The organism is Alsobacter sp. R-9 (genome assembly GCF_054612375.1).
This window is the reverse complement of sequence record NZ_JBTSWJ010000008.1, coordinates 1-23,107: the sequence shown is the minus strand read 5'-3', so window position 1 is coordinate 23,107 and position 23,107 is coordinate 1. Positions and strand designations below refer to the sequence as shown.

Sequence of the window (23,107 nt, the reverse complement as noted above, 5' to 3'; positions counted from 1 at the left end):
GAAATGAGAGGGTTAGACAGGGCCCCTGCAACGCCGGGCGAAGGGAAGAATGCGAGGGGTCTTGTCAAGGGATCAGAACGGGGATTCGCGCACCCTGGTGCATCGCGGGGACAACCCCGCCGGGCCCCACCCACAGCACCGTTGCGAATCTTCCAGACGAATCCGATGCTTGGCATAAATGTGGCGTGATTCACGCACTGTTAAGGTCTTCCGCTCTACATCTAGTGGCCACAGGAGTGGTCGACACATGATGTTGACGCCGGCCGCTCCTTCACACTAGGGTCACACAGCGTTCGACGCGGCAGCGGGAGAGGCGGGGAGACCCGTCTGTCCAGTCGGCCGGAACCGACCCGCCGGAGAGGCCCGCGAGGTGCCCTCCGTGGCATGGCCGGCCCGGAACCGCCCGTCGGGAGCAGGGTTTGAGCAAGGCGGCCACAACCGCCGCTCGCGTTTCCAGGGGCACGTCAGACAGGGGCAGGAGCCGGGCATCAACCGGCTCGGCGGGCGCGCGGCGTCCGTCAAAGGGGACATACGATGCGGATCGAACGTCGATACACCACCAGCGGCAGGTCGCCCTACGAGGCGATCCCGTTCCGGGCAGCCACGAGCGAGATCCGGAATCCGGACGGCTCGGTGGTCTTCCGCCTCGAGAACATCGAGGTGCCGGAGGCGTGGAGCCAGGTCGCGTCCGACGTGCTGGCCCAGAAGTACTTCCGCAAGGCGGGCGTCCCGGCCCGCCTGAGGAAGGTCGAGGAGAACGACGTCCCCTCGTGGCTGTGGCGCTCGGTGCCCGACGAGGCAGCGCTCAAGGCGCTGCCCGAGGGCGAGCGCACCGGCTCCGAGATGAGCGCAAAGCAGGTGTTCGACCGCCTCGCGGGCTGCTGGACCTACTGGGGCTGGAAGGGCGGCTACTTCTCCTCGGAGGAGGACGCGCACGCCTTCCATGACGAGCTGCGCTTCATGCTCGCCCGCCAGATGGTCGCCCCCAACTCGCCGCAGTGGTTCAACACCGGCCTGCACTGGGCCTACGGCATCGACGGGCCGTCGCAGGGCCACTTCTACGTGGACTTCAAGACCGGCAAGCTCACGAAGTCGAAGTCGTCCTACGAGCACCCGCAGCCGCATGCCTGCTTCATCCAGGGCGTGCAGGACGACCTCGTCAACGAGGGCGGCATCATGGACCTGTGGGTCCGCGAGGCGCGGCTCTTCAAGTACGGCTCTGGAACCGGCTCCAACTTCTCGCTGCTGCGCGGGGAGGGCGAGAAGCTCGCCGGCGGGGGCCGCTCGTCGGGCCTGATGTCCTTCCTGAAGATCGGCGACCGCGCCGCAGGCGCGATCAAGTCGGGCGGCACCACCCGCCGCGCGGCCAAGATGGTCGTCGTTGACGCCGACCACCCGGACATCGAGGCCTACATCGACTGGAAGGTGAAGGAGGAGCAGAAGGTCGCCGCCCTCGTCACAGGCTCCAAGCTCTGCCAGAAGCACCTCAAGGCGATCCTGAAGGCCTGCGTGAACTGCGAGGGCTCGGGCGACGCCTGCTTCGACCCGGAGAAGAACCCGGCGCTGAAGCGCGAGATCAAGGCGGCGCGTCGGGTGATGATCCCGGACAGCTACATCAAGCGCGTCATCCAGTTCGCCCGCCAGGGCTACACGGACATCCAGTTCGACACCTACGACACCGACTGGGACAGCGAGGCCTACCTCACCGTCTCCGGCCAGAACTCGAACAACTCGGTCTCGCTGAAGGACGACTTCCTGCGCGCCGTCGAGGCGGACGGGGACTGGAACCTCACCGCCCGCACCACCGGCAAGGTGACGAAGACGCTCAAGGCCCGCGACCTGTGGGAGAAGATCGGCCACGCCGCGTGGGCCTCGGCCGACCCGGGCCTGCACTTCAACACCACCATGAACGACTGGCACACCTGCCCGTCTGCGGGGCCGATCCGCGCGTCGAACCCGTGCTCCGAGTACATGTTCCTCGACGACACGGCCTGCAACCTCGCCTCGCTGAACCTGCTGCAGTTCCGCCAGCCCGACGGCCGCATCGACGTGGCGAGCTACGAGCACGTCTGCCGCCTGTGGACGGTGGTGCTCGAGATCTCCGTGCTGATGGCGCAGTTCCCGTCGAAGGAGATCGCGGAGCTGTCCTACCGCTACCGCACGCTGGGCCTCGGCTACGCCAACATCGGCGGCCTGCTGATGACGTCCGGCATCCCCTATGACTCGGCCGAGGGCCGGGCCATCTGCGGCGCGCTCACCGCCATCATGACCGGCGTCGCCTACGCCACCTCCGCCGAGATGGCGAAGGAGCTCGGGCCGTTCCCCGGCTACAAGGACAACGCGAAGCACATGCTGCGCGTCATCCGCAACCATCGCCGCGCCGCGCACGGCGAGGCGGCGGGCTACGAGGGCCTCAACGTCACGCCCGTGCCGCTGGACGCCGCCTCGTGCACCGACAAGGCGCTCATCGAGCATGCCCGCAAGGCGTGGGACGCAGCGCTGGCGCTCGGCGAGCAGCACGGCTACCGCAACGCGCAGGCCACCGTGATCGCGCCCACCGGCACGATCGGCCTCGTGATGGACTGCGACACCACCGGCATCGAGCCCGACTTCGCGCTGGTGAAGTTCAAGAAGCTCGCCGGCGGCGGCTACTTCAAGATCATCAACCAGGCCGTGCCGGAGGCGCTGCGCACGCTGGGCTACGGCGAGGCCGCCATCGCCGAGATCGTCGCCTATGCGGTGGGCCACGCCTCTCTGGCGCAGGCGCCGGGAATCAATCACACCTCGCTGCGGGGCAAGGGCTTCACGGACGAGAAGATCGCGGCTGTTGAGCGGGGACTGGCGTCGGCCTTCGACATCAAGTTCGTGTTCAACAAGTGGACGCTCGGGGAGGACTTCCTCACCGGGACCCTCAAGGTTCCGGCGGAGAAGTTGGCGGACCCCTCCTTCGAGCTCCTCGCGTTCCTCGGCTTCTCCAAGGCCGAGATCGAGGCGGCGAACATCCACGTCTGCGGGGCGATGACGCTGGAAGGCGCGCCGCACCTCAAGCTCGCGCACTATCCCGTCTTCGACTGCGCCAACCCGTGCGGGCGCATCGGCAAGCGGTACCTCTCGGTCGAGAGCCACATCCGCATGATGGCGGCGGCGCAGCCCTTCATCTCGGGCGCGATCTCCAAGACCATCAACATGCCGAACGACGCCACGGTGGAGGACTGCAAGAACGCCTACCTCCTCTCCTGGCGCCTCGCGCTGAAGGCCAACGCCCTCTACCGCGACGGCTCCAAGCTCTCGCAGCCGCTCAACGCCCAGCTCATCGCCGACAACGACGACGAGGAGGACGAGGCGCTGGAGGCACTCGTGGCGCAGCCGGCCTCGGCCCGCGCCGCGGCGGTGGCCGAGAAGATCGTGGAGCGTGTGGTCGAGCGCATCGAGCGGCTGCGCGAGCGCGAGAAGCTTCCGGACCGCCGCAAGGGCTACACGCAGAAGGCGATCGTCGGCGGGCACAAGGTGTACCTGCGCACCGGCGAGTACGAGGACGGTCGCCTCGGCGAAATCTTCATCGACATGCACAAGGAGGGCGCCGCCTTCCGCAGCCTGATGAACAACTTCGCCATCGCCATCTCGCTGGGCCTGCAGTACGGCGTGCCGCTGGAGGAGTACGTCGACGCGTTCACCTTCACCCGCTTCGAGCCGGCGGGCTTCGTGCAGGGCAACGACGCGATCAAGAACGCCACCAGCGTGCTCGACTACGTCTTCCGCGAGCTGGCGATCTCCTACCTCGCCCGCCACGACCTCGCCCACGTCTCGCCGGACGCCATCGGCTTCGATGCGCTCGGCAAGGGCGAGGACGAGGGCAAGGCTCCGGCGGCGGTGTCGCCGGCTGCGGCGCGGGTGGTGTCGAAGGGCCTCGTGCGCGGCAAGCCCACCGGGCTCCTCGCCATCGAGGGCGGCGCCGCCAACTCAGACGCCCGCGGCGAACTGCGCGGCCAGCCGGCGTCGGCCGGGCTGACCACGGTCGGCGCCACGGCGCTGAAGGCCGACGTGGCCGGGCAGGTGGAGCGCGTGCTCGACGAGACCGGCCTCGCCAACCTCGCCTTCGCTGCGCCCGCGGCGCGCCGCGAGGAAGCCCCCGCCGCTGCCCCGGCCCCCACCGCAGGCGCCAAGCGCGCCGAGGCCCTGATGAAGGGCTATCAAGGCGACGCCTGCGGCGAGTGCGGCAACTTCACGCTGGTGAGGAACGGCACCTGCCTGAAGTGCGACACCTGCGGGAGCACGACGGGCTGCTCGTGACGGGTTCGCCGGACTGAGGTTCTGAAGTGAGAAGGGCCCCGCCGGATGGCGGGGCCCTTCGGCTTTTGGCGGCGGACGGACGGCACGCCGCTGGATCCCCTTCCCGACCGGCTGCGCCGGTCGCCGGGAATGACGGGGAGCGTGTCCGGGCGGATTGCGGGGGGCTCAGACCCGGTGGCGGAGGGGGGCGAACGGACAGGCTGGCGAGGCCCCCCTCATGACCTCCGCCAGCTTTTCCAAGGGCGCCCAGTCTCTCCGCGGTCGCCGCCCAGAGCGCCGCCGGCGCTCATTCTCTCTGCCGTCATCCCCGGCCGGAGCGCCGCAGGCGCGAAGGGGAAAGGGGATCCAGCGGCGTCGTTCCGCAAGGCATGCAACCTGCGTGACGTGGACGCGCTGACATGCTGGTGCTTCGGTTCCGCCATGGCGCGACGTTTCGCGGTCTACATCCTCGCCAGTCGACGCAACGGCACCCTCTACATCGGCGTGACCGGCGACCTTCCCGTTCGGATCGAGCAGCACAAGGCCAGGACGACGCCCGGCTTCACGGCACGCCATGGCGTCACGACGCTCGTCTACGTCGAGTGGTACGACCGCGCCGAGGACGCCATCGCGCGGGAAAAACAGCTCAAGGGCTGGAACCGAGCGTGGAAACTGAGACTGATAGAGGCCGCCAATCCGGAGTGGCTGGAGTTGCCGGCCGATTGAGAAGGGGAGACCCTCTCCGTCGTGGTCCGTTTCCAGCGTCGGGAAGACTGGATCCCCTTCCCGACCGGCTGCGCCGGTCGCCGGGGATGACGGGGGAGGGTGTCTGGGCCGGCGGCAGGGGCGTAGCGAACGGAGTTGGTGTCTAGACCGGACGGAGAGGGCGGCGAGGTCTCCCGTGACCTCCATCAACTGTTCCCCGGCCGCCCGTTCACTCCGCCGTCATCCCCGGCCGGAGCGCCGCAGGCGCGTAGGGGAAGGGGATCCAGCGAACCGAGGGCGAAGGGCGCCGACGCGGGACGGTGGACTTCAGACGTGAACGGCAAGGCTGCAGCAGGGAAGCAAGAGGGCAATCGCTGACCGCTGCGGCCGCGCTGCCCCTGACGCCCCCCTTACTCCACGTCCTCCACCTCGACCGTCGTGCCGTACACGCGCTGGGCGAGGGCGGCTTCCATGAAGGGGTCGAGCTCGCCGTCGAGCACGTCGGAGGGGCTCGTCGACTGGGTGCCGGTGCGCAGGTCCTTCACCAGCTGGTAGGGCTGCAGCACGTAGGAGCGGATCTGGTGGCCCCAGCCGATGTCGGTCTTCGACGCGGCCTCGGCGCTGGCCTTCTCCTCGCGCTTCTTCAGCTCCAGCTCGTAGAGGCGGGCGCGCAGCATATCCCACGCCTTGGCGCGGTTCTTGTGCTGGGAGCGCTCCTGCTGGCAGGCGACCACGATCCCGGTGGGGATGTGGGTGATGCGCACCGCGGAGTCCGTGGTGTTGACGTGCTGGCCGCCGGCGCCGGAGGACCGGAACGTGTCGATGCGGCAGTCCGCCTCGTTCACCTCGATCTGGATGCGGTCGTCGATGACCGGGTAGACCCACACCGAGGCGAAGCTGGTGTGGCGCCGGGCGTTCGAGTCGAAGGGCGAGATTCGCACCAGGCGGTGAACGCCGCTCTCGGTCTTCAGCCAGCCATAGGCGTTGTGGCCCTTGATCTGCAGCGTCGCGCCCTTGATGCCGGCCTCTTCGCCGTCGGTGACGTCCATCACCTCGACCTTGTACTTCCGCCGCTCGGCCCACCGCGTGTACATGCGCATGAGCATGTTCGCCCAGTCCTGGCTCTCGGTGCCGCCGGCGCCGGAGTGGACTTCGAGGAAGGTGTCGTTCTGGTCGGCCTCGCCGGAGAGCAGGGTCTCTACCTGGCGGCGGGCCGCCTCGGCCTGGACGTTGCGCACCGCCTCCTCGCCCTCGGCGATGGCGGTGGCGTCGTCCTCCATCTCGCCGAGCTCGATCAGCGTCAGCGCGTCGTCGAGCTCGCGCTCGAGTCGGCCGATGGAGCCGAGGCTCTCCTCGAGGTCGGTGCGCTCGCGCATGACCTTCTGGGCCTCGTCGGGCTTGTCCCAGAGGCTCGGGTCCTCGGCGCGGGCGTTCAGCTCCGCGAGGCGGCGTGTGGCGGTATCGACGTCAAAGATGCCTCCTCAGCAGTCCAATGGACTGCTTGGCGGCTTCGACGAGCGCTTCGACTTCGGCGCGCATGTCTCGTTGGCTTTCCGGGCGAGGGGAGAATCCGGCGCGAGGGCCGGGGGAACCGAGCGGCTTCCCTACGAAACCGCCCGGCCGGTGTAAAGCGGGGTCAGTACAGCCCGCCCGTGCCGCTGCCGACGGCGCGCGCGGCCTCGGGCGTCACGGTCAGGGGGCCGCCGGGACCCATGCCGCCGATGACCGAGTAGCTGTCGGGCGGGGCGGTGCCGGGCTTGAACGCCTCGAGGATGGCGCCCGGGTCGTTCGGGCCGGCGCGCAGGCCGGTGGAGCCGGCGACGCGGATGAGCTTGATGCCCGGCGGCACGCGGAACGGCGTCGCCGGCTTGTCGGCGAGCGCCATCTTCATGAAGTCGCGGAACACGGGGGCGGCGTACTGGCCGGCGGTGGCCGAGTTGCCCAGCGAGCGCGGCTTGTCATAGCCCATGTACACGCCGACGGCGAGGTCGGGCGAGAAGCCGACGAACCACACGTCCTTGGCATCGTTGGTCGTGCCGGTCTTGCCGGCGAGCGGCTTGCCGACCTCCTTGACGACGGTCGCGGTGCCACGCTGCACCACGCCTTCCAGCATCGACACCACCTGATAGGCGGTCAGCGGATCGAGCACCTGCTCGCGCTTGTCGATGAGCCGGGGCTCCTGCTGGTTGGAGAAGCGGTCCTGCTCGCAGGTGGGGCACTGGCGCTCGTCGTGGCGGTAGATCGTCTGGCCCCAGCGGTCCTGGATGCGGTCGATCAGGGTCGGCTTGATGCGCTTGCCGCCGTTGACGAACATCGAATAGGCCGTGGTCATGCGCAGCACGGTCGTCTCGCCGGCGCCCAGCGACATCGCCAGCATCGGCGGCATGTCGTCGTAGACACCGAAGCGCTTGGCGTACTCCGACACCAGCGGCATGCCCACGTCCTGCGCGAGGCGCACGGTCATCAGGTTCTTGGAGTGCTCGATCCCGTAGCGCAGCGTGCGCGGGCCGGCGAACTTGCCGTCGTAGTTCTCCGGACGCCAGATCTCCTGCCCGGCGCCCTGGTCGACCTCGATCGGCCCGTCGAGCACGACGGAGGAGGGCGTGTAGCCGTTGTCGAGCGCGGTGGCGTAGACGAAGGGCTTGAAGGACGAGCCCGGCTGCCGCAGCGCCTGCGTGGCGCGGTTGAACTTCGACTGGTCGAACGAGAAGCCGCCGACCATGGCCAGCACGCGGCCCGTGTAGGGATCCATGGCGACGATTGCGCCGGAGATCTCCGGCAGCTGGCGCAGCCGGAAGTTGCCCTTCTGGTCGATGGGCTCGACGTAGACCACGTCGCCCGCCGTCACCAGCTGGCGCACCGGCTTGCGGGTCCACTTGGCGCCCTCGTTGGTGACGACGCCGGTGGTGCGCTCGCGGGAGAGGGCGCCGGAGAGCTCGCGGTTCGGCTGCAGGCCGACCCGGGCCACGTCGCCGGTCACGTCGAGGACGACCGCGATCTGCCACGGCACGTCGCCCAGCGCGGGCACCTCGCCCAGCGGCACGCCCCAGTCCTTGCCGGTGATCTCGAGGCGCTGGATCGCGCCGCGCCAGCCGTGGGCCTCGTCGTAGCGCACGAGGCCGTCGGTGAGGGCCTTGCGGGCCATCAGCTGCATCTTGGGATCGAGGGTCGTGCGGACCGAAAGCCCGCCCTCGTAGAGCTTCTTCTCGCCGTAGCGCTCAGCCAGCTCGCGGCGCACCTCCTCGGCGAAGAAGCCGGCGGCGACGGAGTTGGGGGACAGCGAGCGCGGATTGACGGTGAGCGGCTCCTTCTTGGCCTTCTCGCCGTCCTCCCTCGACACGTAGTTGTTCTCGACCATGCGGTCGATGACCCAGTTGCGCCGGCCGATGGCCGCCTCTCGGAAGCGGAACGGGTGGTAGTTGTTCGGCGCCTTCGGCAGCGCTGCGAGGTAGGCCGCCTCGGCGAGCGTCAGCTCGTGTACCGACTTGCCGTAGTAGTTCAGCGACGCTGCGGCGATGCCGTAGTTGCCGAGGCCGAGGTAGATCTCGTTCAGGTAGAGCTCGAGGATCTTGTCCTTGGTGTAGGTGGACTCGATCCGCAGCGCGACGAGCATCTCCTTGATCTTGCGGTCGAAGGTCTGCTCGCTGGACAGCAGGAAGTTCTTGGCGACCTGCTGGGTGATGGTCGACGCGCCCTGCGGGCGGCTGCCCTTCTCGCGCCGGAAATAGTAGAGGCCGGCGCGCAGGATGCCCTCGGGGTCGACGCCGCCGTGCTTGTAGAAGTTCTTGTCCTCGGCGGACAGGAACGAGGCCACGATCATCTTGGGCACGGCCTGGATCGGGATGAACAGGCGCCGCTCGCGGGCATACTCGGCCAGCAGGCTGCCATCGCCGGCGTGCATGCGCGTCATCACCGACGGCTCGTGGTTGGCGAGCTGGGTGTAGTCGGGCAGGTCCTGGGAGTACTTCCAATAGAGATAGGAGGCGCCCGCCGCTCCCACGAGGAAGAGGATGGCCCCAGCCGTGAACATGAAGCCGATCAGTCGCAGGACGTAGCGCATTTCAACCGTGTCGCCGTTTCAGCCGGGCCGCGCGAGCAATCACAGCGCGGCCCTGTGATCAACGTCATGGCGTGCCGGGCCATTGTGGTCAAAACACGACCACGGCCGTTCACGCCTGCGAATGTTCGACCTGTATGCCCGCTTTCGTCCCCGATGTCACGGAGACACAACGGATTGTTGAGCCAGTCGTTGCGCGAAGAAGCGGTCGACGGAGGCGGTGATCGCGTCGGTTGCCTTGTCCCGCCAGTCGGCCGCCGTGAGCAGCGCCACGTCGCTCTTCGACGACAGGTAGCCAAGTTCGACGAGCACGGACGGCACGTCCGGCGCGCGCAGCACCATGAAGCCGGCCGAACGGTGCGGATTCTTGTTGAGCTTGGAGGCCGCGGTGATCTGGCCGACGAGGGTGCGGGCGAAGAGGTTGGAGTAGACCTTCGTCTCCCGCACCGTGAGGTCGCCGAGAATCCCGGCGATCTCGGCCGGGTCCTCGTTGGGATCGAGGCCCGCGACGCTGTCGGCCATGTTCTCCTTCTCGGCGAGGCGGGCCGATTCGGCGTCCGAGGCCTTCTCGCTGATGGTGTAGACCGTGAGCCCGCGCACCTCGGCGCTGCCGACCAGCGTGTCGGCGTGGATGGAGACGAAGAGGCTGGCGTTCTGCGCCTGGGCGATCTTCACCCGCTCCCGCAGCGAGACGAAGCTGTCGCCCTCCCGCGTCAGGACGACGCGGTAGTGGCCGGCCTTCTCCAGCTTCGCCTTCAGTTCTCGCGCGAACGTGAAGACGAGATCCTTCTCCACGACCTGCCCGACGCCGATGGCGCCGGTGTCGATGCCGCCGTGGCCGGGGTCGAGCACGATGACCGGCCGCGAGTCGCCCTGCGGCGGCTTCGCCGGATGGGCATCCACCGGGACCGCCTCGAGCTCCGACACGGCCGCCTTGGCGAAGGCGTCGCGGTCGGCACGCTTGAGTTCGATGACGAGTTGCGTCGCTGCTCCGCCCCTGGCCGGCTCGGTGAGCACGCGGACGGGCAGGGCGGGCCCGGCCAGATCGATCACGATCCGGGATCGGCCTGGCCCGATGAGACCCGAGCGGAAGGACTTCACCAGCCCGCGGCCCTTGCGGCCGGCCTGGGCCGGGAGCTGGAAGTTCACCTCGGGAAGGTCGACCACGATGCGGTCCGGCCGTTCCAGCATCCGCACCTGGGGTTGCAGTTCCTGCGAGACGATGAAGGCGAGGCGCGTCGTCGCGGCGTCGCCCGTGATCTCCGCATCGATGGCGACGGGGAGGGGAGCGGGGGCTGCGCGAGGACCCTCCACTGGGGGCAGGGCAGGGCCCTGGGCAAGGCCCGCCAGGGGGAACCCGGCCAGACCGGCCAGCACGGCCCCGGCGACGAGCGCACGGCGGGCCCATGCGCCCGCTGCGCCGTCCGTCCGCGAGGAGCCCCGCCGCACCATGCCCGTTCCATCTCCGGATCGACGCCGCGGCGTCGCGAGTCCTTTCTAAAGCCTTACCGGCCCGAGGGTTAACCGAACCCTACCGGGGGCGGCGCGATCGCCGGCGGCTGTGGCGGTGCAGCAACACGGCCCTTGCCAAGACGGCCTGCGCGTCGCTAAGAGAAAAAGGTCGTGTGGCCGGTGCAGGTTCCACCCAGGGCGTGTGCGTCCCGGAGCCATGTGCCGATCGGCGGGCGACGACCGGACCGAAGGGACCGGCCGCCCCGATGTCGGAAGACGGCCTGCGATCCCGGCCCGTTCGTGGCGCCTCGTGCGTCGCGCGGGCGCCCGGCGACCGGACCCGCCCTCCAGCGGACCCCTCGGCCGCCACCCATGTCGAGGTTGAGGGCACGAGCATGCTGCTCCGGACCCGTCCAGCACGCGAGGCGACGGCCGCCGACAGGCGGTTTCCGTCGATTCTCGGCGCGGGGCGGGGACAAGCGAGCGACCGCGGCGGCCCGCACCTTTCGTTCTTCAGCGCGTACCAACCCCCCGCCGGGTTCCGGCGGCAACCGTGCGCCGTCTCCGTTCCGCCCGTTCTCTTGTCGTTCTTCCCTGCCGCCTCCCGCGGACCACGGTCCGCCGCGGAGCCAGCGGCATGTCATTTCAGGACAAGGCAGGCCGACCAGCGGAGACTGCGCCAATGAGAGTCTCTCATGGCCAACAAGATGTTGATCGATGCCTCCCACCCGGAAGAAACCCGGGTGGTCGTGGTCCGCGGTAACCGGGTCGAAGAGTTCGATTTCGAGTCCGCCAACAAGAAGCAGCTCCGCGGGAACATCTACCTCGCCAAGGTCATCCGCGTAGAGCCTTCGCTGCAGGCCGCCTTCGTCGACTACGGCGGCAACCGCCACGGCTTCCTCGCCTTCAGCGAGATTCATCCCGACTACTACCAGATCCCGGTCGCCGACCGGCAGGCGCTGCTCGCCGAGGAGGCGCGCCAGGAGCGCGACGCCGAGGCCGAGGAGGAGCGCGCCAGCCGCCGCAACCGCCGCCGCCGCGGCGGCGAGCGTCGTCCGCAGGCCGCCGCGGCCGAGACCGCCGAGACCGTGTCCGAGGCTGCAGCCGAGGGCGAGGGTGGCGAGCCGACGGCCGCCGAGGCGCCGGCCGATGGCGATGCCGTCGCCGAGGCGCCGGCCGCCGACGAGGTCTCGCAGGCCGATGCGGCTCCCGCATCGGAAGCGTCCGGCGCCTCCGACGGCGACGACGAGGACGGCGACGACGAGGCGCAGGACGAGGCCGACGTGATCGAGAGCGTCGGCTCGGAGGACGCGATGGAGGAGGTGCCGGAGCGCCCCCGCCAGGTCCGCCGCCAGTACAAGATCCAGGAGGTGATCAAGCGCCGGCAGGTCCTGCTGGTGCAGGTCGTCAAGGAGGAGCGCGGCAACAAGGGCGCCGCGCTCACCACCTACCTCTCGCTCGCCGGCCGCTACTCGGTGCTGATGCCCAACACGGGCCGCGGCGGGGGCATTTCCCGCAAGATCACCAGCGCGGCCGACCGCAAGCGCCTCAAGACCGTCGCGCAGGAGCTGGAGGTGCCCGAGGGGATGGGCGTCATCCTGCGCACGGCCGGCGCCAGCCGCACCAAGGCCGAGATCAAGCGCGACTTCGAGTACCTGATGCGCTTGTGGGAGTCGGTGCGCGAGCTGACGCTGCAGTCGTCCGCCCCGGCGCTGACCTACGAGGAAGGCTCGCTCGTGAAGCGCGCCATCCGCGACCTCTACAACAAGGACATCGACGAGGTGCTCGTCGCGGGCGAGGGCGCCTACAAGGACGCCAAGGACTTCATGCGCATGCTCATGCCGAGCCATGCGAAGAACGTGAAGCCCTACCGCGAGGTGCAGCCGATCTTCGCCAAGTTCGGCGTCGAGGCCCAGCTCGACGCGATGTTCTCGAACCAGGTGACGCTGAAGTCGGGCGGCTACATCGTCATCAACCAGACCGAGGCGCTGGTCTCGATCGACGTGAACTCGGGCCGCGCCACGCGCGAGCACAACATCGAGGACACGGCGCTGAAGACGAACTGCGAGGCGGCCGACGAAGTCGCCCGGCAGCTGCGCCTGCGCGACCTCGCGGGCCTCATCGTCATCGACTTCATCGACATGGAGGAGAAGCGGAACAACCGCACGGTCGAACGGCGCCTCAAGGAGGCGCTGAAGAACGACCGCGCGCGCATCCAGGTCGGCCGCATTTCCGCTTTCGGCCTTCTCGAGATGTCGCGCCAGCGCATCCGCACCGGCGTGCTGGAAGGCTCCACCGTGCCGTGCCCGCACTGCGCCGGTGCCGGCATCGTCCGGGCCGTGCCGTCCGTGGCGTTGCACGTGCTGCGCGCGGTGGAGGAGATGCTCATCAAGAGCAACGCGCACCACCTCATCGTCCGCACGCGGACGGAAGTGGCGCTCTACATCCTCAACCAGAAGCGGAGCCACCTGCGCGGGCTCGAGGACCGGTTCGGCGTCGACATCACGATCCTGGCGGACGACAGCCACACCGGCAGCCACGCCTTCGCCATCGAGCGCGGCGAGGCCATCGCCAATCCGCGGCCGATCCCCACGACGGTCCAGGTCGACAGCGTCGTCATGCCGGAGGACGAGGAGCCGGAGGTCGAGGAGCCCGAGGCCGAGGAGGACGAGGAGGAGACCGAGTCCGAGGGCGCCCGCGGCGAGCGCGAGCCCCGCGGACCGCGCGGCGACCGGCCGCGCTTCGAGGGCGAGCGCAACGGTGACCGCAACGGCGAGGGCCGGGGTGACGGCGAGGGCGGTCGTCGCCGGCGTCGCCGTCGGCGCCGCCGTGGCGGGCGTGGCGGCGAGGGGCGGCCCGAGGGAGGCGCTGCGCCGATGCACGCTGGCGGCCCCATGCCGCTCGACGCGCCCCAGCCTGACGTCACCGGCGCGCCCTTTGCGGGCACCCACACCTTCGAGCCGCAGGACGCCGTGTCGGAGGCCGAGGTCGAGGAACTGGCCCTCAATGAAGCAGAAGGCGGCGAGCCGGTGGCATCGCCGGCCTCCGGCGAGCGGGACGGCCGCCGCCGTCGCGGCCGTCGCGGCGGGCGACGCACCCGAGAGGGGGGCGACGAAGCTCCGGCGGAGGCCGGTGCCGAGGCGCCCGCGGAGCCGGCCGTCGAGGTCGTCGCCGAGGCGGTCGTCGTCGCCGAGGAGCCGAAGCCGGCCCGCAAGCCGAGGACGCGCAAGCCGCGGGCCGCGGCAGCAGCGGCCCCCGAGGCTACGGCCCCCGAGGCCACCGAGGCCACTCAGGCGGCGCCCGAGCCGGTGGTCGCGGCGCCGGTCGAGGCATCGCCCGAGCCCGTCGCCGTTGCGCCGGTGGCGGTCGAGCCTCCGGCTCAGGAGCCCTTGCCCGAGCCCATCACGACCGAACCAGTCGTCATCGGCAGCGAGCCGGCGACGCCCCGCAAGGCCGGCTGGTGGGCCAAGGCGAAGCAGGCCCTCGGCGGCAGCTGACGCTCCCCGGTTTCCGGCCCCGAAATGCGAATCCCCGGCCTAGGCCGGGGATTTTCGTTTGTGAGAGGATCGAGGCGGGCCCCGCCGCGGGGTTCAGCTGCGGTTGAAGCGTCCCGCGGCGCGCAGGTAGCGCATGGGGTCGACCGGTTCACCGTCGACCCGCGTCTCGTAGTGCAGGTGGGGCCCGGTGGAGCGGCCGGTTGAGCCGAGCTTGCCGACAACGGCGCCGGCGTCGACGTGCTGGCCTTCCGTGACCAGGATCTGTGACAGGTGGGCGTAGCGGGTCGACAGGCCGTTGCCGTGGTCGACCTCGACCATGTTCCCGTAGCCGCCCGACCACTCCGCCGCCACCACGGTACCCGGCGCGGTCACGCGCACCGGCGAACCGTAGTCGTCACGAAAGTCGACGCCCGTGTGCATCGCGAGGCCGCGCGTGAAGGGATCGGGCCGATAGCCGAAGCTGGACGTCGTGTCGGGATCGCCGGAGAGCGGGCGGCGCAGCGGGATGGCCTCGACGATCCGCATCATGGCTCCGGCCTCGGCCATCGACCGCTGCAGCCGGTCGACGGAAGCCTCGAAAGGCCCCGCCGTGCCGTCCACCTTCGCCGGAACGAACGGGCCGCCCTGGGCGGCGGCGTTGGCGGGGGCGATGGACGCGAAGCGGGTTCTGTCGAGCCCCACCTCGGCCAGCACGCCCTGCAGGCGGAGCGACTGGGTCCGGAACCGCGCCGCGTAGTCCTCCAGCGTCGTCAGCTGGCGGGATTCGGCGATCGACTGGGCGACGGAGAGCCGGGCCAGCTTCGCGGCCGCCGTCCCAGGCACCGCGACGGGCGCCGCCACGGGTGCCTCCGCGCGAGGGCCGGGCAGATCTGCCGGGAGGGAGGGGACGGGGAGGGGGGCGTGGTCCGCGTCGGCGGTCCGCCCCGCCGGCACCTGTCCCTTCACAGGAGACGCCGCGGGCGCGCCGCTGCCACGCAGCGGGCCGAACTCGGGGATCGGCTGCGGCTTCTGTGCGGGGGCGAAGGACGATGCCGCGGCCGGAAGGTCGTTCGACGGGGCGGGGCCGCCCATGGCCTGCGCGGGCGAGGAGGCGGGCCGAGGCAGCGGCATCGGGGCGGGCACGGCGGGACCTGCCCCGCGGGGCATGGACTCGGCCTGGCTCACAAGGGCCGCGACCATGGCCTGACGGGTCTCGAGCTGCGCCTGGCGGGCGAGGAGCTCCTGCACCTTGCCCTCGACGCCGTCCTGGTCGATCAGCTGCCGGCTCGTCAGCCGGTCCATGGAAGACCGGAGCGCCGCGATGCGGTCCTCGTAGGCGTACTGGAGCTGGGCGTGCCGGGAGACGAGATTGGTCAGGACGTCGTCCCGGAAGACGAGGTAGAGCGTGGCGACGAGGTACCAGGTGCCGAGGAGGACGAGGGCGACGCCCACGACCAGCGCCAGCCGGGTGTCGAGACGCACCGTCCGCGTTCGGCCGCCGCGCTCGTAGACCAGCGTCACGGGCGACCTGCCGGAGCGCGAACCGCCGGGTACTGATGTCATCGGGAGCCTCGCGACACGCGCAAACAACGACTGCGCGAGGCATTACAACTCGTTAGGGTTAACCAAACGGAAAAGGCGCCCCGCCCGGGGCGCCTTTTCCCTGCGTTCAGAGCGCCTTCGCCGCCGCGAGCACGTCTGCGGCGTGGCCGTCGACCTTCACCTTCGGCCAGATCTGCGCGACCTTTCCGTCTGCGCCGATCAGCACGGTTGTGCGCTCGATGCCCATGTACTTCTTGCCGTACATGCTCTTCTCGACCCACACGCCGTAGGCCTCCAGGGTCTCCTTCGACTCGTCCGAGCCGAGCGGGAAGCAGAGGTCGTACTTCTTCTTGAACTTGTCGTGGCTTGCCGAGCTGTCGGCGGAAATGCCGACGATGACCGTGTTGGCCTTCTCGAAGTCGCCGCGAAGGGCATTGAACTCCATGGCCTCCTTGGTGCAGCCGGGGGTGTCGTCCTTCGGGTAGAAGTAGACGACCACCTTCTTGCCCTTCATGGCCTTGAGCGACACCGTCGATCCGCCGTCGCCGGGGAGCGAGAAGTCGGGAGCGGGGGCGCCGATGGCGAGGGTCATGTCTGCCTTCCTTTCGTCGAATCGTCGTGGCTTCTAGTTTACGGGAGGCGCTGCGCCGCGGATTTGGCCACGAGCCGGCGCGCAGCGGGGGCAGAGGCCGGGGCAGCAACGGACGCGACGGTTGACGACGGGACGGATCGACGCAAGCGAAGTCCTCGACGAGGCTTCGCAGGACGGCTGCGCGCCCGTCGTGCGGCTGCGCGCGACCCGTCGCCGTCGCCCGAAATCCCGCAAGGCGGGCGTCGTCCTGCGCGTCCTGCGTGTCCTCGCCACGGCGGTCGTTCTCGTCGCGGTGGGAGTCGTCGCCCTCGTCTGGCGCCTGCAGTCAGGCCCGGTTTCCGTCGACGCGCTCACCGAGCGGGTCACGTCGGCGCTCGAGGACCAGTTCGGCGAGGGCTTCGACGTCACCGTTCGCCACTCCCAGTTGCAGTGGACGGACCACGGCCCGCAGCTCAGCGTGACAGGCGTCGCCGTGCGCGACGCGCAGGGCAACCTCGTTGTCGCGGCGCCGCAGGCCGACGTCGCCTTCGACGCGACCGGGCTCGCCTTCGGCCAGCTCAAGCCGCGGGACATCCAGTTCATCGGCCCGGCCGTGGCGCTGACCATCGCCGCCGACGGGGCCGTCTCCGTGTCGGCGACGGGCGAGGAGGAGCCGCCCAGGAGCGAGGGCGAGGCACCGACGCCCCGCAGCGGCTTCGGCCCGGCCGCCCTGCTCGACCCGCTCCTTCTGCGCGCGGGGCCGCTCGCCGTGCTGGAGCGCGCGGGCATCCGCGATGGGAGATTGCGCGTCAACGACCTGCGCCGCGGTCGCTCGGTCACCTACGACCGCCTCACCATGCAGTTCTCCCGCCCGACGGCCGGCGAGACCGACGTGCGCGTCTCCGCGCGTGGGCCGCTGGGCTCGTGGTCCGCGCAGGCGACTGTCAGCGGCACGCCGGGCGGCGAGCGGACGCTGCGCGTGGGTGTCGACAACGTATCCGTCGCGGAGTTCATCGGCCTCTCGCAGCCGGGCTCCATCCCGGCCATGACCGACATGCCGCTGCGCGGTGCGATGGAGTTGTCGCTGGGGCCGGACAACGGCGTGACCGCGTTCGAGGCGCGCATCACCGGCGGCTCGGCGATCGTCATGTTCGACCATCCCGATTTCGAGCCGATCCTCGTCGATTCGGTTCGCGGGCAGTTCGGCTGGGATGCGAAGGAGCACGCCGTGCTCGTCACCTCCCTCGAACTCGCTGCGGGCGATACGCAGTGGCGCCTGCAGGGCCGGGTGTCGGTGCCGCAGACCGACGACGCGATGTGGGCGATCGAGCTCGGCAGCAGTGATTCCGCCATGGCCGGTGACGGGCCGCAGGACAAGCCCGTCCAGATCGACCGGCTCGAGATCCGCGGGCGGATGCCGATCGGCCTCGGCGGCCTGCGCATCGACACCCTCGAGGCGACGGGCCCGCAGCTCGCGCTCGCCATGACGGGCCAGTTCGGCCGGTTCGACGGGCAGGACGGTCTCCAGCTCGGCCTCACCACCGGGCGCATGCCGGTGCGCAACGTGCTGGCCTTCTGGCCGTCCATCGTCGCCTCGGACGCCCGCACCTGGATGCTTGCCAACGTGGAGGGGGGAACGGTCGAGTCGTTCCGCCTCGCGACGAGCCTGAGCCCGCAGGCTCTGGCCGATGCCTTCTCGGAGCGTCCGCTTCCGGACGACTCCGTGCGCCTCGACGTCAGCGTGACGGGCGGCGTGCTGCGCATCGGTCCGGGGATGCCCACCATCGGCAACGTCACGGCGAAGGGCGAGGTGACGGGGCGAACGATCCGCGTCACCGCGAGCGGCGGGCAGATCGGCAGCGCGTCCCACGGCATCCGCCTGTCCAACGTCAACGTCCGCTCGGACGACACGGCGGCCAAGCCGCCGGTCCTGCAGATCGAGGGGGAGGCCGCGGGCGCGCTCGATTCCCTGCTGGAGGCCCTCCGCTCCAACGGGCTGAAGCCCTTCCTGTCGTTGCCGGCTGAACTCGCCGCGGGCAAGGGGACGTTCGAGGCGAAGATGTCGCTGGGCCTGCCGCTGGCGCCCGCCATACGCCCGAAGGACGTGGCGCTGCGCGTGTCAGGGCAGGCTTCGGGCGTCGCCATCGACAACCTCGGCGGCCGCGAGAAGCTGGAGGGCGGCACGTTCACCTTCGCGCAGGACAAGGCCGGCCTGTCGATCAAGGGCGATGCGCGGCTTGGCGGTTCGCCGGCCGCGCTCGAGCTGAAGGCACCTGCGGGCGGGCCGATGGAGGCTTCCGCGGTGCTCACGCTCGACGAGGCGGCGCGCAACCGGCGCGGGCTGCGGCTTCCCGGCCACCTCACCGGGCCGGTCGAGCTGCGCGTGACCGTCGCCGACGCGACCGGCCCCCGCCCGACGACGCGGGTCGAGGCCGATCTAGCGAAGGCCGTCGTCACCGACGTCCTGCCCGGCTGGACCAAGCCGGCGGGGCGCCCGGGGAAGGTGTCCTTCCGTGTGGAGTCGGATGGTGATGCCACGGCTCTCGAGGACCTTGTGCTCGACGCCGCGGGCGGGGTGCAGGCCAAGGGATCGCTCCGCCTGGGCGCCGACGGAACCCCGCAGCAGATCCGCTTCACGACGCTGCGGATCGCTCCGGGCGACGACATCAAGCTCGATGCCGAGCGCACCGCTGCGGGCGCGGTCAAGGCCACGGTGCGGGCCGGTCAGATCGATGCGCGGCCCCTGATCCGGGCGGTGATGGCACCCGGCGGGCCGCAGGTGTCCAATCCGGGCGACCTCGATCTCGACCTCAAGGCGCAGACGGTGCTGGGCGAGAACAACGAGAAGCTCACCGGGGCGGACCTCAAGCTCTCGCTTCGCGGCGGTGACGTCCGGGACCTGCGGATGACGGGCCGCTTCGGAAACTCGCCGGTGGCCGGACAACCTGCGCGGTCCGAGAGCGGGGCGTCAGGCTTCGTCGTGGAGAGCGGTGACGCAGGGTCGTTCCTGCGCTTCTTCGACATCTACCGGCGGATGATCGGCGGAACGCTGATCCTGCAGGTCTATGGTGGACCGGGGCAGATGAACGGCGAGATTCTCGCCAACTCCTTCTCCCTTGCCAACGAACCCGCCCTGGCGCGCGTGGCGCAGGGCGACCCGGAACGCGGCAATTCGGTCGCCTTCACCAAGCTGCGCGCGGGCTTCACCGTCGGTGGCGGGCGCCTGGAAATCCGCGACGGCACCATGTGGGGACCGGCGGTCGGCGGCACGCTCGAGGGCGCGATGGACTATGCCCGCGACCGGGTGGACCTCTCGGGCACCTTCGTGCCCGCCTACGGGCTCAACAACGCGCTCAACCGTGTCCCGATCGTCGGGACGCTGCTCGGCGGCGGCAAGGACGAGGGCATCTTCGCCGTCAACTTCCGGATCACCGGCCGGGTGACGCAGCCGTCGCTCTCGATCAACCCGCTCTCGGCGGTCGCGCCCGGCGTCCTGCGGAAGTTCTTCGGTGTCTTCGGGGGCTCCGGCGGGACCCAGGAAAGCGCGGCGCAGCGGCCCGCGCCACCGCCGGCAGTCGTCGGAAGCGACCGCTGAGGCGTCGCGCCCGCCCGCCTCGTGGCGGGCGGACGGGTTGCCGGTGCTTCAGGACGCCTTCAGCAGCACGTGCTTCTTGCGGCCGAAGGAGAGCTTCACGGCTCCGTCGGCGTTCAGGTCGGTCTCGCCGATCGTCGCGCGCTCGTCGGTGACGACCGCATCGTTGACGCGCAAGCCGCCTCCCTTGACCTGCCGCCGGGCCTCTCCCGTGGACGGCACGAGGCCGGCGCGGACGAACGCCGTGAGTACGCCCACGCCCGCGGCGAGTTCGGCGCGCGGGACGTCGATGCTCGGCAGCGCGGCGTCGGCGGCACCCTCCTCGAAGGTCCGGCGGGCCGTCTCGGCCGCCGCGAGCGCGGCGTCGCGGCCGTGCAGCAGGGCCGTAGCCTCGGTCGCGAGGACCTTCTTGGCGTCGTTGATCTCGGCGCCGCCGAGAGCCTCCAGCCGGGCGATCTCGTCCATCGGCAGCACGGTGTAGAGGCGCAGGAAGCGGCCGACGTCGGCGTCCTCCGTGTTGCGCCAGAACTGCCAGTACTCGTAGGGCGAGCGCATGTCCGCGTTGAGCCAGACGGCGCCGGAGGCCGTCTTGCCCATCTTGGCGCCCGACGCGGTGGTGAGCAGCGGGCAGGTGAGGGCGTAGAGCTGAGGCGTGCCCATGCGCCGGCCGAGGTCGATGCCGGTGACGATGTTGCCCCACTGGTCGGAGCCGCCCATCTGCAGGTTCACCCCGTAGCGGCGGTTGAGCTCGACGAAGTCGTAGCCCTGCAGGCACATGTAGTTGAACTCGATGAAGGAGAGTTCCTGCTCGCGCTCCAGGCGCATGCGCACGCTGTCCATGGAGAGCATGCGGTTGACCGAGAAGTGCCGGCCGACTTCGCGCAGGAAGTCGATGTAGTTGAGCTTGGTCAGCCACTCGGCGTTGTCGATCATCATCGCGTCGGTGCGGCCGTCGCCGAACGTCAGGAAGCGCGAGAAGACCTGCTTGATGCCGTCCTTGTTGGCCTCGATCTGCTCGGGGGTGAGCAGCTTGCGGGTCTCGTCGCGGCCGGACGGATCGCCGACGCGCGTCGTGCCGCCGCCCATCAGCGGGATCGGCTTGTTCCCGGACTGCTGGAGCCAGTGCAGCATCATGATCGAGATCAGGCTGCCCACGTGCAGCGAGGGCGCCGTGCAGTCGTAGCCCACATAGGCCGCCACTTCTCCGGCGCGGGCCTTCTCGTCGAGGCCGGCGAAATCCGAGCACTGGTGGACGTAGCCGCGTTCCAGGAGGATGCGCAGGAAGTCCGACTTCGGCTTGAAGCTCTCGCTCATGGCGTGTCTCTGGCTGCTGTCCCGCCGCCGATGACGTTTCCCGCCCGGCCGGCGGCGGAGGTTTAGGGGCAATGCGCCGGTGGCGCAACGGGGCGGCGCATCCCGGCCTGTTCGGGCGGAATACAACTTCCGGTTCGTGGTGCAGGTGTCTGGCCCAGTCCTACTATGGGCGAGAGAGCACCGGAGCGCACCCTTCCTACGAGGCTGCGGCCGATCAGGTCGCGGGTTTGTCCGGTGCTCCCCACCGCGGCTTAACCTTTCCCTGCGATGCTGTGCGGCGGAGACGACCATGTCCTTCGAGCACGCAGACGCCACGTCCCAGGGCACGCTGCCGGCAACGAGCCGGCGCTTCGTGCTGACTGCTGCGCTGGCTGCGGCGGGCCTCGGCGGTGTCCTCGCGCTTCTGGCCGGGCGCGGTTCGGCGCGGGGCGGGGGCGTGCCCGAGGGTGATTTCATCCTGCCCGCCGTCGAGGGCCTGCGCGGGCCCGACGGCGGGCCTCTTCCGGGGATCACCCGGCGCACGCTGACCGGTGTCGTCACCGTGATGAACGTCTGGGCCTCGTGGTGTCCCTATTGCCGCGGCGAGCACGGCACGCTGATGGCCTATTCCCGGGATTCCAGGGTCAACTTCGTCGGCGTCGTCTATCGGGACACCCCCGAGGCGGTGCGGGCCTACCTGCTGGGCGCGGGGGTGCCGTACAGGGCGCTCGGCCACGATCCCCAGGGGATCATGAGCCGGGCGCTGGGCATCCGCGGCGTGCCGACGACCGTCGTCCTCGACCGCCGCGGCGCGGCGGTGCGGAAGCTTGCCGGCGGACTGGACGCCGAGCGCATCCGGCGCGAGCTGCTGCCCGCGATCGACGAGGCGATCCTCCGTGGCTAGGCCGGTCGCTGCCGTCGCGGGGGCTGTGCTGGTGCCGGTCCTCGGGCTGCTTCTGGCGGCCGGTGCTGTCCGTGCGCAGGCCCGTGCCCCCGAGTTCGTCCAGGAAAGCGGATTCCTGCCGGTGACCGTCGACGGCGCGACCGTGCGCCTCGAGACGATGACGGTGCGCCTCGCGGGGCCGGCCACCCCGCGGCCCATCGCGATCATCACGCACGGCAAGCCCGCTGGTCTCGACGACGTGGCCGTGGTCCACGCCAGTTCCTATCGCGCCATCGCGCGCGATCTCGCCCGCCGCGGGTGGCTGGCGGTGGTCGTGGTCCGTCGCGGCTTCGGCCTTTCGGAGGGCGAACTGGCCTATGCCAACCTGTGCCGGGCGGATCGGGACCTTGGCGCCCTGTTCCGTCGTGAATCCGACGACCTCGCTGCGGTCCTTTCGGTCGTCTCACGACGGAAGGATGCCGATCCGGGCCGGGCCATCGCCATCGGCGTGTCGGCGGGCGGAGCCGTGGCCCTCGCGCTGGCGGCGCGCCCGCCGCGGGGGCTGCGCGCCGTGATCAACGTGTCCGGCGGCCTGCGGCTCAACTCCTGCCCCTATGAGGAGAGGCTCGTCAGGGCCTTGGTGGAGCAGCCCCCCAAGGTGCCGACCCTCTGGATCTACGCGCGAAACGACCAGACCTTCCCGCCGCCGATCGCGACAGCGATGCACGCCGGCGTCGCCGCGACCGGTGCCGATGCGCGGATGGTGATGCTCGACCCCGTCGGCGAGGACGGGCACATGCTGTTCACGCTGCCGGAAGGGCGCACCCGATGGCTCGCCGCCCTCGACGCCTTCCTGCGCGACCTCGGCCTGCCCACGCTGGGAGAGAGCGAGATCGACGCGATCATGGCCGCGGGCCTGGAGCCACAGCAGCGCCAGGCCGTCACCCGCTATGTCGGCATCCCGGGCGAGAAGGCGATGGCGCGGCCGGCGGGCGGCGGCAAGCTCAACTGGTACATGGGCGCGGCCGACGTCGCGCAGGCGCGAAGGCTCGCCCTGGAACAATGCCAGAAGAGCGCGCCGCAGTGCGAGATCGTCGCCGAGAACAACCGGCTGGTGCTGGGCGCTTCCCCGCCCGCGCCCGCGAAGGGGTCGCAGGATCGGCAGGACGCGCGGCCGCTGCCCTAGGGTCCGGACTCAATTGATCCAGTAAGCACAAGTGGCGGCGATGAGTGCGCCTGCGAGGTAGTTGCGTGCGAGTTTGTCGTA

The 23,107-nt window shown here is 70.3% G+C and carries 12 protein-coding genes; 6 read left to right on the top strand and 6 right to left on the bottom strand.

Going from position 1 to position 23,107, the window contains the following annotated elements; all coding sequences use genetic code 11:
* Positions 1–534 precede the first annotated feature (534 nt).
* On the top strand, positions 535–4,290 hold the full coding sequence (locus ACX9GQ_RS13780) for a vitamin B12-dependent ribonucleotide reductase (RefSeq protein ID WP_459630135.1): 3,756 nt from the start codon (positions 535–537) through the stop codon (positions 4,288–4,290).
* A gap of 420 nt (positions 4,291–4,710) precedes the next feature.
* Positions 4,711–4,995, top strand: coding sequence for a GIY-YIG nuclease family protein (locus tag ACX9GQ_RS13775; protein WP_459630134.1), 285 nt, complete (start codon positions 4,711–4,713; stop codon positions 4,993–4,995).
* 389 nt (positions 4,996–5,384) lie between these two features.
* Here the strand turns inward: ACX9GQ_RS13775 and prfB are convergent.
* The 3 genes from prfB to ACX9GQ_RS13760 all read right to left on the bottom strand — a co-directional run bounded on the left by prfB (position 5,385) and on the right by ACX9GQ_RS13760 (position 10,483).
* A protein-coding gene (prfB, locus tag ACX9GQ_RS13770; protein ID WP_459630133.1) for a peptide chain release factor 2 occupies positions 5,385–6,513 on the bottom strand; the annotation gives its coding sequence in 2 pieces (ribosomal slippage) (positions 5,385–6,443 and positions 6,445–6,513; 1,128 coding nt in all).
* A gap of 97 nt (positions 6,514–6,610) precedes the next feature.
* Positions 6,611–9,034: a penicillin-binding protein 1A gene (locus ACX9GQ_RS13765; RefSeq protein WP_459630132.1), complete on the bottom strand. Its 2,424-nt coding sequence runs from the start codon at positions 9,032–9,034 to the stop codon at positions 6,611–6,613.
* Between the two features lie 156 nt (positions 9,035–9,190).
* Complete coding sequence (locus ACX9GQ_RS13760; protein WP_459630131.1) at positions 9,191–10,483, bottom strand: N-acetylmuramoyl-L-alanine amidase; 1,293 nt, start codon at positions 10,481–10,483, stop codon at positions 9,191–9,193.
* 695 nt (positions 10,484–11,178) lie between these two features.
* On the opposite strand from ACX9GQ_RS13760, the gene ACX9GQ_RS13755 reads away from it, so the two are divergent.
* Positions 11,179–13,980: an Rne/Rng family ribonuclease gene (locus tag ACX9GQ_RS13755; protein WP_459630130.1), complete on the top strand. Its 2,802-nt coding sequence runs from the start codon at positions 11,179–11,181 to the stop codon at positions 13,978–13,980.
* 93 nt (positions 13,981–14,073) lie between these two features.
* Here ACX9GQ_RS13755 and ACX9GQ_RS13750 read toward each other — a convergent pair whose 3' ends face one another.
* Together ACX9GQ_RS13750 and ACX9GQ_RS13745 are read right to left on the bottom strand one after the other, a co-directional pair.
* Positions 14,074–15,522: a M23 family metallopeptidase gene (locus tag ACX9GQ_RS13750; RefSeq protein WP_459630129.1), complete on the bottom strand. Its 1,449-nt coding sequence runs from the start codon at positions 15,520–15,522 to the stop codon at positions 14,074–14,076.
* 106 nt (positions 15,523–15,628) lie between these two features.
* Complete coding sequence (locus tag ACX9GQ_RS13745; RefSeq protein ID WP_459630128.1) at positions 15,629–16,093, bottom strand: peroxiredoxin; 465 nt, start codon at positions 16,091–16,093, stop codon at positions 15,629–15,631.
* A gap of 121 nt (positions 16,094–16,214) precedes the next feature.
* On the opposite strand from ACX9GQ_RS13745, the gene ACX9GQ_RS13740 reads away from it, so the two are divergent.
* Entirely contained in the window at positions 16,215–19,667 is a 3,453-nt protein-coding gene (locus tag ACX9GQ_RS13740) for a YhdP family protein (protein WP_459630127.1), read from the top strand.
* 48 nt (positions 19,668–19,715) lie between these two features.
* On the opposite strand, the gene tyrS is transcribed toward ACX9GQ_RS13740, so the two are convergent.
* A complete protein-coding gene (tyrS, locus tag ACX9GQ_RS13735; protein ID WP_459630126.1) occupies positions 19,716–20,978 on the bottom strand; it encodes a tyrosine--tRNA ligase in 1,263 nt (420 codons plus the stop codon).
* 289 nt (positions 20,979–21,267) lie between these two features.
* Between tyrS and ACX9GQ_RS13730 the strand changes: the two genes are divergently transcribed.
* Entirely contained in the window at positions 21,268–21,861 is a 594-nt protein-coding gene (locus tag ACX9GQ_RS13730) for a TlpA family protein disulfide reductase (protein ID WP_459630125.1), read from the top strand.
* Entirely contained in the window at positions 21,854–23,026 is a 1,173-nt protein-coding gene (locus tag ACX9GQ_RS13725) for an alpha/beta hydrolase family protein (protein WP_459630124.1), read from the top strand. Before ACX9GQ_RS13730 ends, ACX9GQ_RS13725 begins: the two co-directional genes overlap by 8 nt.
* Positions 23,027–23,107: the final 81 nt, after the last annotated feature.